We start from the raw sequence: 19,223 nt of genomic DNA, 5'->3' as shown, positions 1-19,223 counted from the left end.
AAATGGGCTCTGGCCCGGTAGGGCATCAGCGGGCTCTCCGCCAGCAATGTCACCGTTGTCGTCGGGGAGTCACCCGGCGCCCAGCAGGGCGGCGGCGGCCGATAGGTCGGAGACGCTGGCGGTGGCCGGTGGGGAGTCGGGGGCGTCGGCGTATTCACCGGTTCGGACTCGGATGGAGCGGGCTCCCAGGGCGACCGCCACCGCCATGTCCTTGCCGGGGCGGTCGCCGATCACCACCAGGTCGGCGGGGGCGACCCCCAGTGTCTCGGCTGCCTGGCGCAGGCCTTCAGGGTGGGGTTTGCGCAGCGTGCGGCCGCCCAGTTCGTCGGTGATGACGATCGTGGTGAAGGAGTCGGCCAAACCGGTGGCGGCCAGTTTGGCTCGTTGGATCGCCGGGGTGCCGTCGGTGAGGCACGCCACCGGGTAGCGGGCGCTGACCGCAGCCAGCGCGGCAAGCGCGCCGGGGTAGGGCGGCAGACGACGCGGCCGGTAGGCGGTGAACGCCGCTACCAACGTGGGGATCAGGTCGGCGGCCAGGTCGGGGGAGATGCCGTAGGCCGCCAGGGCCCGGTCGATGGTTCCGCCGGAGTCGGAGCCGGCCAGCAGGGAACGGCGGACGGCCCGGGTCAGGCGGATCTGGTCCAGGCCGGCGGCGGCTCCGGCCCGGCCTACTGCCCGGGACGCCCCGTAGAGATAGCTGGACTGGGGAAACAGTGTGTCGTCGAGGTCGATGACGACGGCCAGCGGTGGCTTTTGGATCAGGTCCATGTGTCCCAGCATTCAGATCAGGCGGCGGGTGAGAAGGATCAGGCGGCTGGTGAGAAGGGCAGACTGCCGTCAGTGTGGTCGGGTTCGTCCAGTGCCAGGAGCGGGGTGAGCGACGGGTCCGCCAGCAGGGCCGCCACGCGCGGGCCGGTGTGGCCGTCGCCATAAGGGCAGGGCAGCGCGGTCACCCGGGCCAGCTCGGCGGGGGTGCTCGGACGGTGGGCCGCGGCGACCGCCAGGGCCGCCTCGGCGTTGCCGGTGATGCCGGTGAGGACGGCGGTTCCGGCTTCGACGCCTTCCCAGCGGGGTGTCGAACGGCGCAGCACCACCACCGGAACGCCCAGGTAGGAGGCCTCCTCCTGAAGGCCGCCGGAGTCGGTGACCACCACCCGGGACCGGGCCGGCAGGCCCAGCAGTTCGTCGTACGGCAGCGGGTCCTCGCAGGTCACCCGGGGCAGTGCCGCGAGACGTTCGGCCAGGCCGAATTCGATCAGGCGGGCCCGGGCGCGGGGGTGGACGGGGAAGCGAACGGGGCCGATCGCGGCCCGGCGACCAGGGCCGCGACACCGGTGGCGAAGGCGGTGCGATGCCTGCGCAGCAGCGGTAGGAGACGCATGTGGGGGATACCTCCGCGGTCGGACTGGATATGGCGCGACCGGCAAGATCGGTCGCGCCCCCGCCCGCTTGAGGTATCCCTAGGCCTCGACGTGCTTGTCGAAGCCGATGTACAGCCGGGCCTCGGCGTTGGCCCCGAGCGCGCTGATCGTCTCCAGCTCACGCAGCCGGAGCAGGGCCGGATGCTCGGCGTACGCCTGGGCCGCCTCGGCGAGCCGCCGCAGCGCGTCCACCTCGGCGTCGGCCCGGATCCGCTTGGCCTCGGCGTCCGCTTCCGCGGCGACTCGTGCGGCCGCGGCCCGGGAGGTCGCCTCCAGGGTCTCCCGGTCGGCTTTCGTCCGCGCCTCGACCATCTGTGCCTCGGCCATCCGCTGCGCGGTCAGCACCCGGTTCATCACGTCCTGCAGATTGCCCGGGAACACCAGGTCCTTCACGTCGGCCCGGATGATCCGCACGCCGTAGCTCGCGGACACCCCCTCGACGTCACGCAGGATGTCCTCGGAGAGCTGGTTGCGGTTGGTGAGGATGGCGTCCAGGGTCATCGAGGCCAGCGAACGGCGGGCGGCGAGCTGCACGTCGCTGTAGACACGATCGCCGTAGTCGGTGACCCGCTCCATGGCCGCCACCGGGTCGGTCACCCGGAAATGCGTGATGATGTTGACCCGGACCGCGACCTTGTCAGCGGTGAGGATCTCCTGGCCCTTGATGTTCAGCTCACGCTCACGCAGGTCGATCGGCACGATCTCGACTTTCGCCATCCGCCGGAACGGGCGGCTCGGCGCCAGGGGATGACGCCCCGGCTCCAGCACCCGGTCGAAACGACCGTCGACATAACGCAGACCCTGGAAACCGCTGCGGATGATCACCTCTTTGGACATGGCACACCTTTTTTGGTCAATGACAACGTTGGGGTGGCCCCGTAGCGGTCCCGATGTGAAGGACCGGTCACCGATGATTCCAGCGGACGAGCGTGGTTTGATCGCCTGTGCACCCGCTGGTTAAGTGCCGGCTTCTGATGCCGCCGGGGCCGCATCGATCATGCGGGATTCCCCTGGCGGCTCTCAACGTATTTATCGCCGCAGACTCGCCCCGTAGACGTGGGTGACCTTCAGCGTCATCAGCACCCGCCGGTCGCTGACCATCACGTCCCGGTACTCGGCCCAGTCCGGATGCTCGCCCGCAGCCCGCCGGTAGTAGTCGACAAGCGCCTCCACCTCGGGCCCGGCCGGATCGGCGGACGGCCCGGTGAGTGTCACGTCCCCCTCGGCGGTGGCCCACGACCAGCCGTCGGCGCTGGTCACCTCGATGGCGGCCCGCGGGTCGCGGCGCAGGTTCACGGTTTTGGCCCGGCCCTCGGTCATCGACACCAGGATCACCCCGGCGTCCCGGTCGTAGTAGGGCGTCACCGGCGACAACTGCGGCAGCCCGTTGGCCTTGATGGTGGCCAGAATTCCGATCTTGCTCCCGGCCAGCAGTTCACGCGGATCGAACTCAGTCTCGGTCATATTCCTGCCAATCCAGGCCCGCGCCCGGCTATTCCACACCCGAACGGCAACCGGGTCCCCGCACACCTTCCCGAAAGGGCTCTCGGCGGGGATCACTCAGGAGCGGGTGCGGTGGCGGTCGCGAACACCCGGCGCAGCGAGCCGAACGTGTCCAGCGACCGCCGCCCCTCCACCTGCATGGCCCGCACCGCCGGATCGGAGCCGTCCGCCACCATCGCCGCCTCCCACAAGGCCCGCTCGGCCGCCCGCCACTGCGGCTTCTCCCACACCTCGACCTCGGCGAAACCGGCCGCCACCAGGTCCCGGCGCAGATCCACCGCCCGGATCCGCGCCGGGACCTGCGCGTCATCCGGCTCGGTGGCCTCCCAGCACGTCAGAGCCAGCCGCCCACCCGGCACCAACAGCCGCCGGAACTCGGCCATCGCAGCGAGCGGCGGCTCAGCGAACTGCACGGCGTCCAGGCACATCAGCCCGTCCACACTGCCGCCGGCCAGCCCCGACGCGGTCAGGGTGCCGGTCTGGAACACGGCCCGCCCCGGCAGCCGCTCCCCGCCGGTCGCCTCGGCCACACTCAGCGCCACGGCGGAGATGTCCACCCCGACCAGCCGGGCCCCGGCCCGCCGGGCGATCTCGATCCCGTACCCACCACGCCCGCAAGCCATGTCGAGCAGCAGCCCACCTTCGGGCAGCTGCAGCTCCGCGGCCACCTCGGCGATGCCCTGCCAGGTCAGCGTCCCGGCGTCCCGCAGCTCCGGCGGCAGCCCGAGAGCCCCGGTGATGACGGCGTCCCGAGCCGGCGATCCGGCCATGTCCGCGTACCACGCGTCGAAATAGGCCGCGTCAAGATTCGTCGATGGCATGAAAGGCAAACTACCGATTCTTTCGGTACGGGTAACCAGGAAACGCCGACCGTGGCCACCCCGCGAGGCCGGCCCGGCGCGAGGTCACCCCGCGACCGCCGGGCCGAATGCGATGGTCACCGAACGGCGCCGTCGCCGTGATCGGCGGTCAGGACCTCGCGGAGCTTCGCGGCGAACGGGACCGGGTCGCCGTGCTGGCCGAACTCGCCGCCCAGAAAGCCGGCGTGGTTGCTGGGGAAGACGACCGGCTCGACGCCCAGGTTCGCCGCCACCGCACGCCCGGCCCGATGTGCCAGCTCGCCCTCGGACTCGGCGCCCACCCCGACCACGATCCGGGTCGCGGTGGCTTTCAGCGCCGGGAAGTCCGGTTCGAACAGGCAGCAGGTGACCAGGTTCTGGCCCAGCAGCACGTCGTCGCGGGTGCCGTCGTCCGTGCCGGGCAGGCCGAACGTGGCCGGGTCGGGGCCGGGCTCGTCGGCGAAACCGGGCGGGACCGGGCCTTGCAACGAGACGATCCCGATGAACTTGACCATGGCCGGGCCGAGGCCGAAACGCTCGTACAGAGCACGGATGCCCAGGACCGCGGCTTCGGCGTCGGTGCTGTCGGGAATCAGGCGGGCCGCCGGCGGCTCGTGCGCGACCAGGGTGCGCAGCAGGCCGGGGTGGGCGGCGACCAGGGCGAGCGCGTTGACCGCGCCACCGCTGCTGGCGAACAGGTCGACCGGGCCGCCACCGACGGCTTCGAGCACCCGTCGTACGTCATCGGCGTGCTGTTCGGGTGTCGACTCGGGCGCGGGGTCGGTGCGGGTGCTGCGGCCCGTACCCCGCGGGTCGTAAGTGATCACCCGCCGGTCGGTGAAGTGACCGGCCAGGGTGCCGAAGCCGCTCGCGTCCATCGGCGAGCCGATCAGCATCAGCGGCGCCGCCGAGGAGGACTCGGCCGGCTCGCGGACGTCGTAGGCGATGGTGGCGCCGGGAGCGTCGAGAGTATGGGTCATACCCCTTCTATACTCTCCGCCGGCCGGGTCGGTGGCCAGGTCAGCACCGTGTCGGGGATGTCGGTCCGGTGCAGTGCCCGCCGGTTCCGTCCGGGGATCTCCCGGCCGGTGGCGACCACCAGACGGGCCACCTCGATCGCGCCGTGCGCCTGGAAGTGTGTGTTGTCCTGCACGCCGTCCGGATAGTTGACCGACTCGCCCGCTTCCAGCCAGAGCAGGTAGTCCTTGGTCGTCTCGGGGCCGAGCGCGCTCCACAGCTCGAAGGAGAGCCGGGTGAGGTCGATCAGCGGGGTGCCGGTCTCGGCGGCGAGGGCGATCATCGCGGCCGGGTACTCACCGTGCGACAGGTACGGCGTACCGGCGCTGGTGAATCTCCTGCGCTCGACCGGCGTGACCAGGATCGGCGTGGCCCGCGCCGCCCGTGCCCCGTCGAGGTAGAGCCTCAGGTGATCCTGGAAGGTGGTCCACGGGTCGGTGCCGCGGGCCGGATCGGTGATCTTCTCGTCGTTGTGCCCGAACGACACCAGCAGCGTGTCACCGGGTTTGATCGCCGTCAGGATCCGGTCGAGGCGCCCCAGGTCGTAGAAGCTCTTGGAGCTCGCCCCGGACAGCGCCTCGTTGACCACGCGCACGTCGTCGTGGAGGAAGACCGGCAGCGCCTGCCCCCAGCCGGCCCGGGGGTGGTCGGCGGTGGCGTAGGTGGCGGCCGTCGAGTCGCCGGCCACGAAGACGGTCGGTTTGCGGCGGCGCTGGTGGTGGCCGAGTCCGGGGACGGCGGCGAAAGCGCCGGCGCGGAGCAGTGTTCTCCGTCGAATCTCCATGAGACCACATCTAATCAATACTCATCGATTCAGGCAAGCGCTTTCCTGCTGGTGGTGATCGCGCGTCAATTAGTTGTCCACAGGCGTATCGAAGAATGCAACAGCGGCGATGTAAGTTACGGATCGCCGGACCGAACAGTGAGGTGGCACGACGTGACGATCGCATCGACCGAGACCCGCACGGAGGCGTTCAGCGCCCGGGAGCGGTGGGTGCTGCTGGTCGCGAGCGCCTGGCTGGTCATCGGCTTGCAGCTCGACGCGTATGCGCATGCCACCACCCCCGAGCTGGAGACCTTCTGGACGCCCTGGCACGGCGTGCTCTACTCCGGCATCGCCGCCTCCGGCTTCACCCTGTTCTGGATCATGCGGTCCCGGCTGCCGGGCATTCCGACGTACCGATCGGTCCTCGCCCTGCCCAACGCGTTGCGACTGCCCCTGGCCGGCATGGCGTTCCTGCTCGTCGGCGGCGGCGTCGACACGCTCTGGCACAACATCTGGGGCATCGAGCGGAACATGGAGATCTTCGTCAGCCCCAGCCACGAGTTCATCATCCTCGGCATGGTGCTGGTCGCCATGGGCCCGACGCTGATGCTGGCCACCGGCCCCGAGCGCACCCTCGGCCTCAGCGGCGCCCTGCTCGTCGGCGTCTCCACCCTGTTCACCGTGCTGCCCGTGCACATCTACACCCTGCACGCCTCGTCGATCGGCTTCCGGCACCTGGGCAGCGGCACCGAGCCGATCAAGATCTTCTCCCCCGACGCGCAGCTCGTCCACGGTTACCTCTTCAGCACCGTCCTGCTGCTACTGCCGTTCATCGTCATCGGCCGTCGCTGGCCCCTGCCGATCGGCCTGCCGTCCACCCTGGTCGCGATCATCGCCGTGCTGATGCACCTGATGTTCGACTCCGAAGACGCCTGGTGGCCGGCCCTGACCCTGGCCGCCGTCGCCTTCGCCATCGAACTGGCCTGGCGCTTGGTCACCCCGCTGCTCAAATTCCCCACCAACGGCCGCTGGATCCTCTTCGGCCTGCTCACACCGCCCGTCGCCTGGGGCACCGTCCTGATCGTCGGCAAGTTCCAGGAAGGCAGCACCGGCTTCAACATCCACATCATCACCGGCCTGCTCACCTTGACGGCCCTGACCGGCGCCGCCACCGTCCTGGTGGCCCGCAGCGTCCAGCACCTCCCCAAGTGACCCACGGTTCCCCGGTTCCCCGCCCGGTGTCCCACCGCTTCCCCACGGCCCTGCTTCGCCCGGCGGCCCGCTGCCTGGTGGCTTGGTTGGTTCTGGTGCCGGTTGTCGTCGTCGGGGTGCTGGTCGCCACGGGTGGTCCGGCGGCTGCCCATGCCGGTGGCCTGACCGCCACCGATTCCCGCGGCCGGGTGCTTTCGGCGACCCCCGTCGTCCCCGGTCTGACGATCGAGACGATCGAGGCAGGCGCGCGGTTGCGTCTGCGCAACAACACCTCCGGTCCGATCACGATCAATCCCGGCAGCGGTACGACCACTCCCGGCGTCGCCACTCCCGCCGTCGCTACCCCCGCCGTCGTCATCCCCGGCGCCGAGCTGACCTGGATCGACGACCGCACCACCCCCGACGGCCGAACCGTGGCAGCCGGCCAGACCGTCCCGTGGACGTTCACTCTGGACGCCGCCGGCACTACGGTGACCGTCACCGGCGAACTCGTGGGGGAGCCGCGCCCAGTCGCCCCCGCCTGGTGGATTCTCGTCGCTGTCACCGGCGCGGCACTCCTGCTGCTCGCAAGACGGCTACCGCGCGCTGACCTGCTGCTAGCCATCGCGGGTTCCGCCGCAGCCGTAGCCTCGGCCGCCCACGTGATCGGCTCCACCCTCGCCGTCGAGTCGGCCCCACCGGCGATGACGTTCCTGAGCGCGGCCGGCATCAACCTCCTGGCCTGGCCGTTGACCATCGGCGGCGCGGTGTCGGTCGTCCGTGGCCGGGCCGCCGGAGTCCTGGCGGTGTGCGCCGGAGCCGCCCTGACCGCGATCTTCGTGCTGCCCGACGTCACGTCGTTCCACCGCCCGGTATTACCGTTCGCCGGCCCCGCACCCCTCGAACGCGCCCTGGTGGTGCTGGCCCTGGGCCTGGGCGCCGGAGTGGCGATCGCCGGAGCGGGCGTCCTCCGAGCCCTGGCCGAGAAGACATCCGATGCCTGACAACACCTCCGTGCACGTAGACCCCGATGGCGACTCGAACTCGAACCCACGCTCAAGCGAACGGCGACCTCTTCCGCGCATGGCGTGGGTGAACCGGAATCGTTCACGCGCGGTCGTGGTGTCGGCGGTTCTGAACTCTTCGCGCCCATGACGACCCCTCTCGCGCACGGGGTCGGTGGGTCCGAGGGGCTGCCATTGCCGCTTGACCTGGTGTTGCAGGCCGGGGCCGCGACCGTCGCCCTGTCGTTTCTGATCGCCGCGTTCTGGTGGCGGACGCCCCGTCTCCGGCCGGCCGAGCCGCGCACGTTCGGGGTGAGCCGTTGGCTGCGCTACCCGGTACTGGTACTCGCGCTCTACATCACCGGATATGCGCTGGCCGGCCCACGCGGCCCGGAGAATCCGGCGGCCCACGCCCTCTTCGTCTGGCTCTGGGTGGGCCTGGTGCTGGCCGGTGTCGTACTGGGCCCGGTCTGGCACACCGTGAACCCGCTGCGAACGATCTTCACCCTGCTACGCCTGCCACCTGGCGGCTTACGCCCCGGCCCGGCCGGTTCCGCCTGGCCGGCGGCGGCGTTCCTGCTGGTGTTCGTAGCTTTCGAACTGGTGGTGCCCCATCACGGCGATCCGGTCGTGGTCGGTCTGTTCCTTCTGTCGTACGGCCTGAGCCAGGTTCTGCTGGCCGCCCTTCGAGGCGAGGAGTGGTTCGCCCGCGGCGACTGTTTCGAGGTCTACTCCGACCTGGCCGGACGACTCAGCCCTCTGCACCGCCCCGGTCTCTTCTCGGGCTTGGCCACCCCCACGCCGCCCGGTGCGGCCCCGTTCGTAGCCGTCTGGTGGGCCTCGACGGTCTTCGACAGCGCGGACGCTCCCTGGGGCACGCCCGGCCTGATCCTCTTCTGCGCGGCGGTCTACACGGCGGTGCGGTGGACCGCGGGCCGCTTGGACGTGACGATGTCCCTGATCCCGATCGCCGCCGCCTATACCCTCGCTCACTACCTGTCGCTGCTGATAGTCGAGGCCCCCGGGGCGTCCTGCTACTGATCGGCGCGTCCCCCAGCACGTGGAACCCCCAGCCGCCCCCCGAGGCGATCGCCGCCACTCAGTTGGCCCTGATCCTGATCGGCCACGCGATCGGCGTGATCGTCGCCCATGACCGAGCCTTGGCGGAAAGCCCGTCCCGCCCACCCTTGGCAGTGCTGGCCGACGAACTCCCCTTGGCCCTTTTCATGATCACCTGTACCTGGACAGGCCTGTTCCTCCTCTTCGTCCGCTGACATCTCACTGACAGTCGCATTGAGAAGAAGTCTTTGCATAGATAACTTCTCACCCATGCGCCGCAACCTGACCGACATCGATGCTCTGAAAGCCCTGGCTCACCCGCTTCGGCAGCAGATGTTCACTCACCTGAACCGGCACGGCCCCGCCACCTCCGCCGACCTGGCCGCCCACTTCGGTGCCGACCGTGGAGGCACCAGCTACCACCTGCGGCAACTCGCCCGCTACAACTTCATCGAGGAGGACCGTTCCGTGGGACGGCGCAAGTACTGGCGGGCGAAACCGCTGGACCTGCGCCTGCCGTACGCCTCCGAAGATCCGGACGTCTCCGCAGCCGCCGACGCCATCGGGCAACAATGGATGGATCAGGGCCGGCGGGACCTGGCCGCCTACCTGTCGGAGCGGGAATCGCACGGTGAATTCGGCGAGGCGGCCATGCACTCGTTCGGCAACACCACCCTCACCGCCGCGGAGTTGAAGCAGTTCAGCGAGGAGTACGTCGCCTTCCTGACCCGATGGCATCGTGATCCCGCCACCGCCGCCGAGGGAGCACGCCCGGTGACGGTCCTGTTCAACGCGTTCCCGACACCGTCATGAGTCTTTGGCGCAACCGCGACTTCACCCTGCTCTGGGGCAGCCAGATCGTCTCCACACTGGGCGCGACTATCACCGGTACGGCGACACCACTGCTGGTCCTCGCCACCACCGGGTCCCCGCTCGACGCCGGCCTGGTCGGCGCCGCCGGTACCCTTCCGCACCTGATCGCCAACCTTCCGGCGGGCCCGCTCGTGGACCGCTGGAATCGCCGCCGCATCCTGTTGATCAGCGAGATCGTCGGCGCGATGACCCTTCTCACGATTCCGGTGGCGATCTGGTTCGAGGCTCTCACGACCGCCCAGCTCTGCGTGGTCGCGTTCGTGCAGGGCCTGTGTTTCGTCTTCTTCGGCCTGGCCGAGGATGCCGCCCTGCCGATGGTGGTGTCCCCCGGGGAACTGCCGGCCGCGATAGCCCACAACGAGGCCCGGGGCCGGGCTGCGGCTCTGGCTGGCCCGCCGATCGGTGGCGCCCTGTTCGGCCTGGACCGTGCTCTCCCGTTCCTGCTCGACGGGCTCTCCTCGATAGTTGCCGCCGGAGCCCTCCTCTTTCTTCGCCGTGACCTGCAGAAGCCACCCGAAGGACCGGCAGAACCCCTGTGGCGCTCGGCGACCACCGGCATTCGGTACGTCTGGCGGAACCCCCTGATCCGGGTGTCGCTCCTGCTGATCGCCGTCAGCAACGCGGTCTTCCAAGCGTTGGTCCTGGTACTGGTGGTCCTGGCCGGAGAACAGGGCGCGACCCCCTCGGCAGTCGGCTTGATGATGGGCGTCTACAGCGCGGGCGGTCTACTCGGCGCGATCGCGGCCGGGCGTCTCCACCAGCGTTTCTCGTTCCGTGCGGTGCTGGTCGGCATCAACTGGATCTGGGCCGCGCTGCTACCGCTGATGCTCTTGACCACACACCCGTTTCAGGTCGGCGTGATCGGTGCTCTGTGCGCGTTCGTCGGCCCTCTCTGGAACGTGGTGATCTTCGCCTACGCCGGTGTGGTGGTCCCCAACGAGTTGCTGGGCCGGGTGATGAGCGCCGGAGCCACGGTTACCTGGGGCGTGATGCCCCTGGCCTCGCTGGCCGCAGGCGTCCTGCTGACCGCGGTCGGCCCGCGAGGTTCACTGTGGGCACTGTCCGGCGTGATGCTCGCGGCCGCCGTCGCCGCCACGGTCAACCCCAGCGTTCGTACGGCCCCCGACCGCCCCGCTCCGACCCCCGTCGGCTGACCGGCTTCCCTGCCGCTTCAGGGTGATGTGGCCTGTGTCTCGGGCTGGGTCAGAGGCGGCGCAGGACGCAGACGACCTTGCCGAGGATGGTGGCGTTGTCGGCGGGGATCGGCTGGTAGGCCGGGTTTCGGGGGAGTAGCTCGGTGTGGCCGTCTCGGTGGCGGAGGACCTTCACCGTCGCCTCGTTGTCCAGCATGGCGGCGACGATCTCGCCGCTTTCGGCGACCGGCTGGCGGCGGACCACCACCACGTCGCCGTCGCAGATCGCGGCGTCGATCATCGAGTCGCCCTTGACGTTGAGGGCGAACAGGGTGCCGCCGCCGACCATCGACGCGGAGACGGTCAGGTAGTCCTCGACGTGCTCCTCGGCCAGGATCGGCGCGCCGGCCGCGATGGCGCCCAGCACCGGCACGGTGACGAGACGGCTGTCCGGGACAGGGAGCCGCACGGTGCGGTGGCCCGGGTGCAGGAAGTCAGCGGTGCGATTGGCCGGGCTGCGGAAGTCAGCGCCAGGGTTTTCCGAGGTGTGCAGTCCGGTGGTGTGAGAGTCCGGCGCCGGAGTGGGGCGGGTCAGGAACGCGTCGGCGGCGGGGAGTAGCTCGACGGCTCGGGAATTGTTGGGGCTTCGGCGGATCAGGGTGTGTTTCTCCAGGACGCCGAGCTGGTAGGAGACTGACGACGGGGAGATCAGGCCGACAGCCGCGCCGATCTCGCGGACGGTGGGTGGGTAGCCACGGTCGCGGACCGAATCCCTGATCACCGTGAGGACGCGCAGTTGGCGATCGGTCAGGGGTGGGCGGGGGTCTGCACCGCTGTCGATGCTCATCGCCGCACCTTACCCCATGATTAGATCAGATGTACGAATCGTGACCGGAAACCGCACGTTCGGGGGACGCGGGGCCGGGCCCGATGGCCGATGACCAGGGCGTTTCGGGTCGTCAAGATCGTTCGGTGCCAAGTATCTGGGAGTACGCGGACCAGGTCGCGGCGGGGGACACCGGCTCCTGGAGGGTCGCCACCCTGCGCGCCGCGATCCTGCTCGCGCCGACTCATCCGGTGATCGTTCTGCCCAGTCGGTTTCCGGTTCATCAGGTGCTGGTGCAGACCACGTCGCTGGTGGTCTACGGGCGGACGCACGGGTCCGGGGTTCCGGGCCATGTGGTCTCCGGGCCGGAACTGGCCGCCTGGGTCACCGAACACGCGCTGCCCGGACCGGACAGTGCCCCGGGCAATCTCGCCGCCGCGGTCCGTCACCTGCTCGACGGGGTCGCGTCGATGCTGCGGGCAGCCGGTCATCGGATTCCGGAGCCGGGCCTGCGCTCGCTGCGCCGGCACTCCCCGGATCCGGTGGTCCAGCAGTGGCACGACCTGGCCGACGTCGACGAGGCGTTCCCCGGCCCGCTGATGTGCCTGGGGGTAGCCGCCATGTCGGACACCTTCGGCCCCGCGATCGTGTGAAGCGGCAGGAGACAAAGAGACGCGATGAGCCGGGCGGGATCGGCGGGATGGCTGAAGGCGGGGCCGTTAGGGACGGGGATTGAAACGGTCTCCGTGGGGGCCGAACAAATGCAGGACCTCGGCGGGTGAGCTGTCCGCGGGGCCGAACCAGTGTGGCAGGCCCGCGTCGAAGTCGGCGGTTTCGCCGGGCTTGAGCAGTCGTTGTTCGTCGGCTACCAGCAGGCGGACGGTTCCGGCCAGCACGTAGAAGAACGCGTGACCGGGGTGGGTGACCAGGGTCGGCTGTTCGGTGGTCGGGCTGAGGATCTGCTTGAACACCTGCAGGCGGCCGGGGTACGTGGTCAGCGGGATCACCACACTGTCCAGGCGGGTGCGGGTCTGCCGGTGATGTGGAGTCAGGTGGATCCGCGGATCTCCGGTGAGGGGGGCGCCGATCATCTGTTCCAGGGCCATCCGGTAGGTGCCGGCCAGCGGCAACAACAGGTCCAGGGTCGGGCGGCGTTTGCCGGCTTCCAAGCGGGACAGCGTGCTCACCGAGATGCCGGTCGAGGTGGCCAGCTCCTCCAGGGTCAGGCCGCGGTCCTGGCGGATCCGGTGCAGACGGGGGCCGATGTCGTCGAGCAGTCGGCGCAGTGTGGGTTCCACTCGAGCAGTTTGCGGTCTTCGCAAGAAGTCTCGGCCGGTGGGGGCGGTGGCGACGACGATCTGCGGCATGACGACTGATAGCGCCCGGCAGAGGCCGGTCCTGACGACTGACAACGTGCGGCGACGGCCGGACCTGACGACCGGTGGCGTGCGGCGACGGACGGTACTGGCCATCTGTGTCACCAGCATCTTCCTGGTCGGGCTGGATACGACCGTTGTCAACGTGGCGCTGCCGTCGGTCGGTGGGGAGCTGCGGCTGGCGATCACCGACCTGCAATGGGCGATCGACGCCTACACCCTCGTCCTGGCCAGCCTGCTGATCACCTCGGGGGCGCTGGGGGACCGGATCGGCCGGCGCCGGGTGTTCCGGATCGGGCTGGTGCTGTTCGCGGCCGGGTCGGTGGCGTGCGCGCTGGCGCCGTCGATCGGTGCGCTGGTCGCGGCCCGTGCGCTGCAAGGGGTCGGTGCGTCGATGTTGACTCCGGTGGCCCTGGCCATCGTCGTCGGTACGGTCACCGATGCGCGGGAACGGGCCCGGGTGATCGGGGTGTGGGCGGCGGTGTTCGGGCTGAGCATGGCGGCCGGGCCGTTGCTCGGCGGAGCGCTGATCGGGGGGCTGGGCTGGCGGGCCGTGTTCTGGGCGAACCTGCCGATCGTCGCGGTCGTGCTGGTGCTGACCTTCCGGTTCGTGCCGGAGTCCCGGTCGCCGCGGGCCCGCCGTCTGGACCTGCCCGGACAGGTGCTGCTGACGATGCTGGTCGGTGCGACGGTCGCCGTTCTGATCGAGGGTCCGCGGTGGGGCTGGACAGCACCAAGCCTGCTTGCCGGGTACGCGGTGATCGCCGCCGTGCTGGGCGCCTTCGCCCGGGTCGAGACCCGGCGTGCCGAACCGTTGATGGACCTCGGACTGTTCCGGCGGCCGGCGTTCGCGGCGGCGGTCGGGGGCGCGGTGGCGATGTTCGTCGCGCTCAACGTGACCCTGCTGCTCGGCACCCTCTATCTCCAGCAGGTACGCGGGATGAGCCCGCTCGCCGCCGGTGTGGTCACGTTGCCGATGGCGCTGGCCGCGATGGTGTTCGCGCCGCTGTCCGGGATGCTGGTCGGCCGGGTCGGGCCACGGTTGCCGCTGCGGATCGCCGGGACGGCCACGATGATCGGCGGAGCGTTGCTGATCGGGCTCGGTGACCGGACCCCGATGGTGATGCTGCTGGTGGCTTACCTGTTCCTCGGAGTCGGGATCGGTTTTGCGAACGCGCCGATCACCAATACCGCGGTGAGCGGCCTGCCGCCGGCTCGTGCGGGGGTGGCCGCCGGGATCGCCTCGACGTCGCGCCAGGTGGGAGCGGCGCTCGGGGTGGCACTCGCGGGTGGGCTGCTCGCGGAGGTCGCACCCGGTGGGCTGGCGGCGGCGACCCGGCCGGGCTGGGCCCTGGTCGCGCTCTGCGGGGCGGCGGTCCTGCTGGCCGCCCAGGTGTCCCCGACGCTGCACACCGCGAAATAGCGGCAGATCGAGACGCTCGCGGTCCCGGAAGCGTGGTGAGTTCGGGTGCGCATCGAACCTCAACTGTCCACGCTGAAAGGGGACGGGACCGTCGGTGACCATCGCATTCGGCCCGGCGGTCGCGGGGCGGCCCGGTGCCGGGATCTCCTCGCGCGGTGGATGCGGCCGGCGTTCGGTAGGCGTACCAGAAAAGGGGGTTTTCAAGAAGCCATGCTGTGGTCGTAGCGCATCCAGGTGCCTTTGCCGTTGTGTTTCGCCGCGTACATCGCGGTGTCGGCGGCGTGCAGCAACGTCCGGATGTCGTCGCCGGCCTCCGAACAGGCGACGCCGATGCTGGCGTTGGCGCGGACCGGCGTGCCGTCGATGGGGATCGGGACGGTCAGGGCCTGCAGGATCCGCTGGGCGGTGTGTTCGGCGTCGCGGTGGTCGCAGTCGCGCAGGAGCACGCCGAACTCGTCGCCGCCGAGGCGGGCCGGCAGGTCGCCGGAGCGGACCGCGGACCGCAGCTTCTCGGCGACCCCGGCCAGCAGGGTGTCGCCGGCGGCGTGGCCGAGGGTGTCGTTGACGGATTTGAAGCCGTCCAGGTCGACGAGCAGCAGGGACACCGTGCCGGGTTCGGCGTGTTCGAGGGCGGTGCTGACCTCCTCGCGGAAATGGTTGCGGTTCGCGAGGCCGGTCAGGTCGTCGAACAGGGCCTGACGGCGTAGCCGGTCCTGGTGTTCGCGCAGCTCGGTGAGGGTGCTGTCGAGTTTTTCGATGAGGCGTTTGTTGTCGTGGAAGGCGAGCAGTTGCCGGGCCACCACCATGGCGACGATGATGCCGAGGCCGCCGACCGCGCCCCACAGCCGGGCGTCGTCGCGCTCCTCCGGCAGGACCACGATCATCGCGACGAAGACCACGAAGATCGAGCCGTACGGCAGCAGACTGTACGGTTTCCGGCGCCGCGCCCCGAACGCCGTCTCGTCGAAGCGGGCGGTGACCTCCTGCACGCGCGGGCCGACCGCGATGAGCAGCGACGGCAGGAAGCGGATGACGTAGACGTAGGCCGGCAGGGACGTGTCGGCGGTGGGTGCCACGAAGACTCCGGTGGCGTTCACGATCGCCGCGAAGATCATCGGCAGGGCGGCGTTGCGGTGCATCGGCGCGTTACCGCTGAGCATCATCTTGACCGCCGCGAACGCCGAGGTCAGCACCACTGCGGCACCGGCCAGCGCGCCGACCGGATTGGTCCGCATGTCCGCCGGGCTGATGGCGAAACACCAGGTCACCACGGCGCCGCCGACGAGTACGGTTGCCGAGTCCAGCCAGAACGCGACCCGATCCCGTCCGCTGCGGCCGGCGTGCGGGTGGATCAGCATGGCGATGACGACCAGCCCGAGCCCGACCGCGAAGCACGCCGACTGGACGGGGCCGCCGGCGGTGGACCAGTTGTCGTGCTGCCCCAGCGAGATCAGGGACTGGGTGATGTCGCCGGTCGTGAACAGGACTCCGGCGACGGTGAGGATCCGCCAGAACCGCCGGCCCGCGCCGGTCGCCATCCGGGACACCCGCCACGATGCGAAGGCGAACAACGCGTCGAGCGGCGGCTGGAAGATCCAGAAGGTGCTGACCTGAAAGTCCGGGTTGCCGTTGAACACGACGAAGAGCGCCGAGCCGACCAGGGTCCAGGCGATGGCCACGGCGAGCACCGGGTCATGACGTAACGAACCACTCCGGATCACTCAGCCTTCATCGGCTTCCACCGACCCGGGCTGAGGAAATCGATGAGCAACACTCCGGAAACCTTGACACTCCAAAAGTGAGCGTTAACATCGGCGACAATCAGTCCCAGGAAGGGGATGCCGATGCAGCGCCTGTGGTGGCGAGCCACCGCCGTACTCCTGTTGCTCACCGGTCTGTTCGTCGCACCCGCGAGCCCCGCCCAGGCCGCACCGGCCGTCAACTACACCAACCCGATCGCCGCCCAGCGCGCCGACCCGCACATCTACCGGCACACCGACGGGTACTACTACTTCACCGCGACCGTCCCGGCGTACGACAAGATCGTCATGCGGCGTGCCACCACGTTGCAGGGCCTCGCCACCGCCGCCGAGACCACCATCTGGACCAAGCACGCCAGTGGTGTCATGGGCGCGCACATCTGGGCCCCGGAGATCCACTACATCAACGGCAAGTGGTACGTGTACTTCGCCGCCGGAGCCACCAACGACGTCTGGGTCATCCGGATGTACGTGCTCGAAGGCACCGGAACCAACGCGCTGACCGCGACCTGGACCGAGAAGGGCCAGATCACCACCCCGTGGAGCAGCTTCGCGCTGGACGCCACCACGTTCACGGTCGGTAGCACCCGTTACCTGGCGTGGGCGCAGTCCGAATCGGGCATCGCCACCAACTCCAATCTTTACCTCGCCTCGATGTCGAACCCGTGGACGCTCAGCAGCGCGCCCACCCGGATCGCGGTGCCCACGCTCGCCTGGGAGAAGGTCGGTTACGCCGTCAATGAAGGGCCATCGGTCATTCAGCGCAACGGCAAGGTGTTCATGTCGTACTCGGCCAGTGCTACTGATGCCAATTATGCGTTGGGGTTGTTGACGGCTTCTTCATCGGCGAACCTGCTGTCGGCGTCGTCGTGGGTGAAGAACGCCAGCCCGGTCTTCGTATCGAACTCCTCGACTGGTCAATACGGTCCGGGACACAACTCGTTCACGGTCTCCGAGGACGGGCTGAGCGACATCCTGGTCTACCACGACCGGAGCTATCGCGACATCTCGGGCGATCCGTTGAACGATCCGAACCGGCGGACCCGGATTCAGAAGCTGTACTGGAAGGCCGACGGCACCCCCGACTTCGGGATCCCGGTGCCCGACGGTGTCACCCCGGTGCGGTTGGCCAGCTACAACAACCCGGCCTCGTACGTGCGCCACTGGGAGTACCGGGCCCGGATCGAAGCGAACGTGGCGCCGCTGGCCGACTCGCAGTTCCGGATCGTCACCGGGCTCACCGGTTCCGGCACGGTGTCCCTGGAGTCGACCAACTTCCCCGGCTACTACCTGCGCCACAAGAACTTCGAGGTGTGGGTGGAGAAGAACGACGGGACGTCGACGTTCGCCGGTGACGCGAGCTTCTTCCGGCGTACCGGGCTCGCGTCCTCGGCCGGGGTGTCGTTCGAGTCGCAGAACTACCCCGGCCGATACATCCGCCACTCCAGCAACCTGCTGTATGTGCAGGCGCTGAGCGGAACGACCGCGAACGCCGACGCCACGTTCACCCTCGAATGATCACGCCGCGGTACAGCTCACCGTCGCCGGGGCGTTGTTGGTGCCGGTCCACGAGGCGGTGAAGCCCCAGCTGGTCGACGCACCGGCGGCCAGGCTGCCGTTGTAGGCGGCGTTCTTGGCGGTGACCACTTCTCCGGAGGTGGTCACCGTCGCGTTCCAGGAGTTGGTGAACCGCTGCCCGTTGGGCCAGGTCCAGTTCACGGTCCACGCGGTGATGGCCGAACTGCCCGCCTTCACCGTGACGGCTCCCTGGAAACCACCCTGCCACGAGCCGGTCGCCGCATAGGTCGCGGTGCATCCGGCGGTGGCCGGCGGCGTGCTGGTCGACGGCGAGGGCGACGACGAAGGTGAGGACGGCTGGACTCCTCCGAAGACCGTCGCCTCCTTCGAGGTCGCCTTGATCCCGTTCGCCCCGTTGAACAGCCGCTGCCCCCACGTCGTCAGCTGCGCCGGGTTGAAGGCGGTGACCAGGTCCAGATATTCGACGCCGCCCCCGTTCCCGCTCCACGACCAGCCCAGATAGCCGACGCCGTACTGCTGCGCGGTAGCCAGAATCGTGTCCTCGTCCGGGTCGCCGTCCGAGTGCAGATGCCCGAACTCGCCGATCACCAGCGGCAGCCCCGCACTCCGGAACCGCCCCAGATAGTCGGTGATCTCCGCAGCCGTGTCGAACACCCCGTACATGTGCACCGAGAAGACGACGTTCCGATTCGGATCAGTCGCGAACACCGACGCCGCGTTGTCCCGCATCGTGAACGACCAGTCCTGACCCCAGTTCGGCGCGTCCACCATGATCTGGTGCGCGAATCCCGCCGCCCGCAGCCGGGTGATCGCACTCTTGGTGTCGGCGACCCAGCCCGCGGCGTTGGTGTTGCCGTAGGGTTCGTTCCCGATGTTCAGGATGACGTAGTTCTCCTGCCCGTCGAGCGCACTCTTGATCGAGATCCAGTAGTCGACGGCCTGCGCGAGCGTGGCGGCAGCGGCCTCCTCCCCGTACCCCGTCGTGTCGTGCACCTCCAGCACACAGATCAACCTGTTGGCCTTGCACTGACTGATCACATTCGACACGTCCGCGGCGTCGTTACGAGTCCACCTGTTTCCGCTGCTCAGCACCACCCGCACGGTGTTCGCCCCGAGCGCCTTGCTGTTGGCGAGCGAACTGAGCTGACTGGCATACCAGGTGTGCGCGTGGTTGACCCCACGCATCACGAACGGCGCCCCGTTACCTTCAAGAATCTGCGTACCCGACACGGTGAACCCGGCAGCGGCCTGAGCCGGCTGCGCCACGGCCAGCGCCGCAACCCCGGCACAGGCAGCCGCCACGAGGGCGGCCCACCACTTCCGCTTTCTGGGGATGGTCATAGCTCTTCTCCTGGGGGACGGATGATTGGGAGCGCTCCCAATGTGCCCGCAGCAATTCACGCTTGTCAACGCCCGGTTACCCCCACCCCACCCCGGCAGATCAACCCCATCACCCCTTTGCTCCGGTACGAGAAGCACCTCCCAGAAAGTCG

21 protein-coding genes are annotated in these 19,223 nt (G+C 69.3%); 9 read left to right on the top strand and 12 right to left on the bottom strand.

Translation table 11 applies throughout. The features are described 5' to 3' along the window. Positions 1–69: 69 nt before the first annotated feature. From BLU81_RS21340 to BLU81_RS21310, 8 genes are all read right to left on the bottom strand, one after another. On the bottom strand, positions 70–768 hold the full coding sequence (locus tag BLU81_RS21340) for an HAD family hydrolase (protein ID WP_092546287.1): 699 nt from the start codon (positions 766–768) through the stop codon (positions 70–72). A gap of 38 nt (positions 769–806) precedes the next feature. Beyond that, positions 807–1,244: a UDP-N-acetylglucosamine 2-epimerase gene (locus tag BLU81_RS21335; RefSeq protein ID WP_231954804.1), complete on the bottom strand. Its 438-nt coding sequence runs from the start codon at positions 1,242–1,244 to the stop codon at positions 807–809. An 11-nt stretch (positions 1,245–1,255) separates the two neighbouring features. Further along, positions 1,256–1,381, bottom strand: coding sequence for a hypothetical protein (locus BLU81_RS51590; RefSeq protein ID WP_269461127.1), 126 nt, complete (start codon positions 1,379–1,381; stop codon positions 1,256–1,258). Positions 1,382–1,460: 79 nt separating this feature from the next. Further along, on the bottom strand, positions 1,461–2,258 hold the full coding sequence (locus BLU81_RS21330) for a slipin family protein (RefSeq protein ID WP_092546285.1): 798 nt from the start codon (positions 2,256–2,258) through the stop codon (positions 1,461–1,463). 192 nt (positions 2,259–2,450) lie between these two features. Beyond that, entirely contained in the window at positions 2,451–2,885 is a 435-nt protein-coding gene (locus BLU81_RS21325) for a PPOX class F420-dependent oxidoreductase (protein WP_092546284.1), read from the bottom strand. Positions 2,886–2,977: 92 nt separating this feature from the next. Then, the gene (locus BLU81_RS21320) at positions 2,978–3,745 is read right to left on the bottom strand and encodes a class I SAM-dependent methyltransferase (protein ID WP_092546283.1); all 768 of its coding nucleotides are present in this window, start codon (positions 3,743–3,745) and stop codon (positions 2,978–2,980) included. Between the two features lie 116 nt (positions 3,746–3,861). Next, complete coding sequence (locus BLU81_RS21315) at positions 3,862–4,743, bottom strand: alpha/beta fold hydrolase (RefSeq protein ID WP_092546282.1); 882 nt, start codon at positions 4,741–4,743, stop codon at positions 3,862–3,864. Continuing rightward, entirely contained in the window at positions 4,740–5,564 is an 825-nt protein-coding gene (locus BLU81_RS21310) for a rhamnogalacturonan acetylesterase (RefSeq protein ID WP_092546281.1), read from the bottom strand. The genes BLU81_RS21315 and BLU81_RS21310 overlap by 4 nt, the downstream gene beginning before the upstream one ends. A gap of 153 nt (positions 5,565–5,717) precedes the next feature. Between BLU81_RS21310 and BLU81_RS21305 the strand changes: the two genes are divergently transcribed. The 6 genes from BLU81_RS21305 (at position 5,718) to BLU81_RS21285 (ending at position 10,827) form a co-directional block, all read left to right on the top strand. Next, on the top strand, positions 5,718–6,758 hold the full coding sequence (locus BLU81_RS21305; protein ID WP_231954685.1) for a hypothetical protein: 1,041 nt from the start codon (positions 5,718–5,720) through the stop codon (positions 6,756–6,758). 95 nt (positions 6,759–6,853) lie between these two features. Continuing rightward, the gene (locus BLU81_RS21300) at positions 6,854–7,741 is read left to right on the top strand and encodes a hypothetical protein (protein WP_231954684.1); all 888 of its coding nucleotides are present in this window, start codon (positions 6,854–6,856) and stop codon (positions 7,739–7,741) included. 147 nt (positions 7,742–7,888) lie between these two features. Beyond that, positions 7,889–8,782: a hypothetical protein gene (locus BLU81_RS21295; protein ID WP_231954683.1), complete on the top strand. Its 894-nt coding sequence runs from the start codon at positions 7,889–7,891 to the stop codon at positions 8,780–8,782. Positions 8,783–8,844: 62 nt separating this feature from the next. Further along, entirely contained in the window at positions 8,845–9,015 is a 171-nt protein-coding gene (locus BLU81_RS50815) for a hypothetical protein (RefSeq protein WP_231954682.1), read from the top strand. 55 nt (positions 9,016–9,070) lie between these two features. Further along, on the top strand, positions 9,071–9,613 hold the full coding sequence (locus BLU81_RS21290; protein WP_092546279.1) for an ArsR/SmtB family transcription factor: 543 nt from the start codon (positions 9,071–9,073) through the stop codon (positions 9,611–9,613). After that, entirely contained in the window at positions 9,610–10,827 is a 1,218-nt protein-coding gene (locus tag BLU81_RS21285) for an MFS transporter (protein ID WP_092546278.1), read from the top strand. Before BLU81_RS21290 ends, BLU81_RS21285 begins: the two co-directional genes overlap by 4 nt. A gap of 49 nt (positions 10,828–10,876) precedes the next feature. Here BLU81_RS21285 and lexA read toward each other — a convergent pair whose 3' ends face one another. After that, positions 10,877–11,653 carry a transcriptional repressor LexA gene (gene lexA, locus BLU81_RS21280; RefSeq protein ID WP_092546277.1) on the bottom strand — a complete coding sequence of 259 codons (777 nt, stop codon included), beginning with the start codon at positions 11,651–11,653 and terminating at the stop codon, positions 10,877–10,879. A 125-nt stretch (positions 11,654–11,778) separates the two neighbouring features. Here lexA and BLU81_RS21275 point away from each other — a divergent pair, with 125 nt between their 5' ends. Then, positions 11,779–12,285 (top strand): hypothetical protein, encoded by a 507-nt coding sequence (locus tag BLU81_RS21275; protein WP_092546276.1) that lies wholly within the window; start codon positions 11,779–11,781, stop codon positions 12,283–12,285. Positions 12,286–12,351: 66 nt separating this feature from the next. On the opposite strand, the gene BLU81_RS21270 is transcribed toward BLU81_RS21275, so the two are convergent. Further along, complete coding sequence (locus BLU81_RS21270; RefSeq protein ID WP_092546275.1) at positions 12,352–12,930, bottom strand: helix-turn-helix domain-containing protein; 579 nt, start codon at positions 12,928–12,930, stop codon at positions 12,352–12,354. A gap of 67 nt (positions 12,931–12,997) precedes the next feature. On the opposite strand from BLU81_RS21270, the gene BLU81_RS21265 reads away from it, so the two are divergent. Beyond that, the gene (locus BLU81_RS21265) at positions 12,998–14,431 is read left to right on the top strand and encodes an MFS transporter (RefSeq protein WP_092546274.1); all 1,434 of its coding nucleotides are present in this window, start codon (positions 12,998–13,000) and stop codon (positions 14,429–14,431) included. A 200-nt stretch (positions 14,432–14,631) separates the two neighbouring features. On the opposite strand, the gene BLU81_RS21260 is transcribed toward BLU81_RS21265, so the two are convergent. Beyond that, positions 14,632–16,119 carry a GGDEF domain-containing protein gene (locus BLU81_RS21260; RefSeq protein ID WP_231954681.1) on the bottom strand — a complete coding sequence of 496 codons (1,488 nt, stop codon included), beginning with the start codon at positions 16,117–16,119 and terminating at the stop codon, positions 14,632–14,634. A 156-nt stretch (positions 16,120–16,275) separates the two neighbouring features. On the opposite strand from BLU81_RS21260, the gene BLU81_RS21255 reads away from it, so the two are divergent. After that, complete coding sequence (locus tag BLU81_RS21255) at positions 16,276–17,709, top strand: family 43 glycosylhydrolase (protein ID WP_092557416.1); 1,434 nt, start codon at positions 16,276–16,278, stop codon at positions 17,707–17,709. On the opposite strand, the gene BLU81_RS21250 is transcribed toward BLU81_RS21255, so the two are convergent. Further along, positions 17,710–19,071: a cellulase family glycosylhydrolase gene (locus tag BLU81_RS21250; protein WP_092546272.1), complete on the bottom strand. Its 1,362-nt coding sequence runs from the start codon at positions 19,069–19,071 to the stop codon at positions 17,710–17,712. Positions 19,072–19,223: the final 152 nt, after the last annotated feature.

It is taken from the genome of Actinoplanes derwentensis (assembly GCF_900104725.1).
GTDB lineage: Bacteria > Actinomycetota > Actinomycetes > Mycobacteriales > Micromonosporaceae > Actinoplanes > Actinoplanes derwentensis.
The sequence above is the reverse complement of the archived record's forward strand: the minus strand, read 5'-3'. Positions and strand labels throughout refer to the sequence as shown.

Coding starts and splice junctions, on each gene's coding strand:
- BLU81_RS21265 (WP_092546274.1), top strand. CDS start 12,998: ATGACGACTGATAGCGCCCGGCAGAGGCCGGTCCTGACGACTGACAAC.
- BLU81_RS21340 (WP_092546287.1), bottom strand. CDS start 768: ATGGACCTGATCCAAAAGCCACCGCTGGCCGTCGTCATCGACCTCGAC.
- lexA (WP_092546277.1), bottom strand. CDS start 11,653: ATGAGCATCGACAGCGGTGCAGACCCCCGCCCACCCCTGACCGATCGC.
- BLU81_RS21295 (WP_231954683.1), top strand. CDS start 7,889: ATGACGACCCCTCTCGCGCACGGGGTCGGTGGGTCCGAGGGGCTGCCA.
- BLU81_RS21290 (WP_092546279.1), top strand. CDS start 9,071: ATGCGCCGCAACCTGACCGACATCGATGCTCTGAAAGCCCTGGCTCAC.
- BLU81_RS21325 (WP_092546284.1), bottom strand. CDS start 2,885: ATGACCGAGACTGAGTTCGATCCGCGTGAACTGCTGGCCGGGAGCAAG.
- BLU81_RS21255 (WP_092557416.1), top strand. CDS start 16,276: ATGCAGCGCCTGTGGTGGCGAGCCACCGCCGTACTCCTGTTGCTCACC.
- BLU81_RS21285 (WP_092546278.1), top strand. CDS start 9,610: ATGAGTCTTTGGCGCAACCGCGACTTCACCCTGCTCTGGGGCAGCCAG.
- BLU81_RS21330 (WP_092546285.1), bottom strand. CDS start 2,258: ATGTCCAAAGAGGTGATCATCCGCAGCGGTTTCCAGGGTCTGCGTTAT.
- BLU81_RS21250 (WP_092546272.1), bottom strand. CDS start 19,071: ATGACCATCCCCAGAAAGCGGAAGTGGTGGGCCGCCCTCGTGGCGGCT.
- BLU81_RS21310 (WP_092546281.1), bottom strand. CDS start 5,564: ATGGAGATTCGACGGAGAACACTGCTCCGCGCCGGCGCTTTCGCCGCC.
- BLU81_RS21315 (WP_092546282.1), bottom strand. CDS start 4,743: ATGACCCATACTCTCGACGCTCCCGGCGCCACCATCGCCTACGACGTC.
- BLU81_RS51590 (WP_269461127.1), bottom strand. CDS start 1,381: ATGCGTCTCCTACCGCTGCTGCGCAGGCATCGCACCGCCTTCGCCACC.
- BLU81_RS21320 (WP_092546283.1), bottom strand. CDS start 3,745: ATGCCATCGACGAATCTTGACGCGGCCTATTTCGACGCGTGGTACGCG.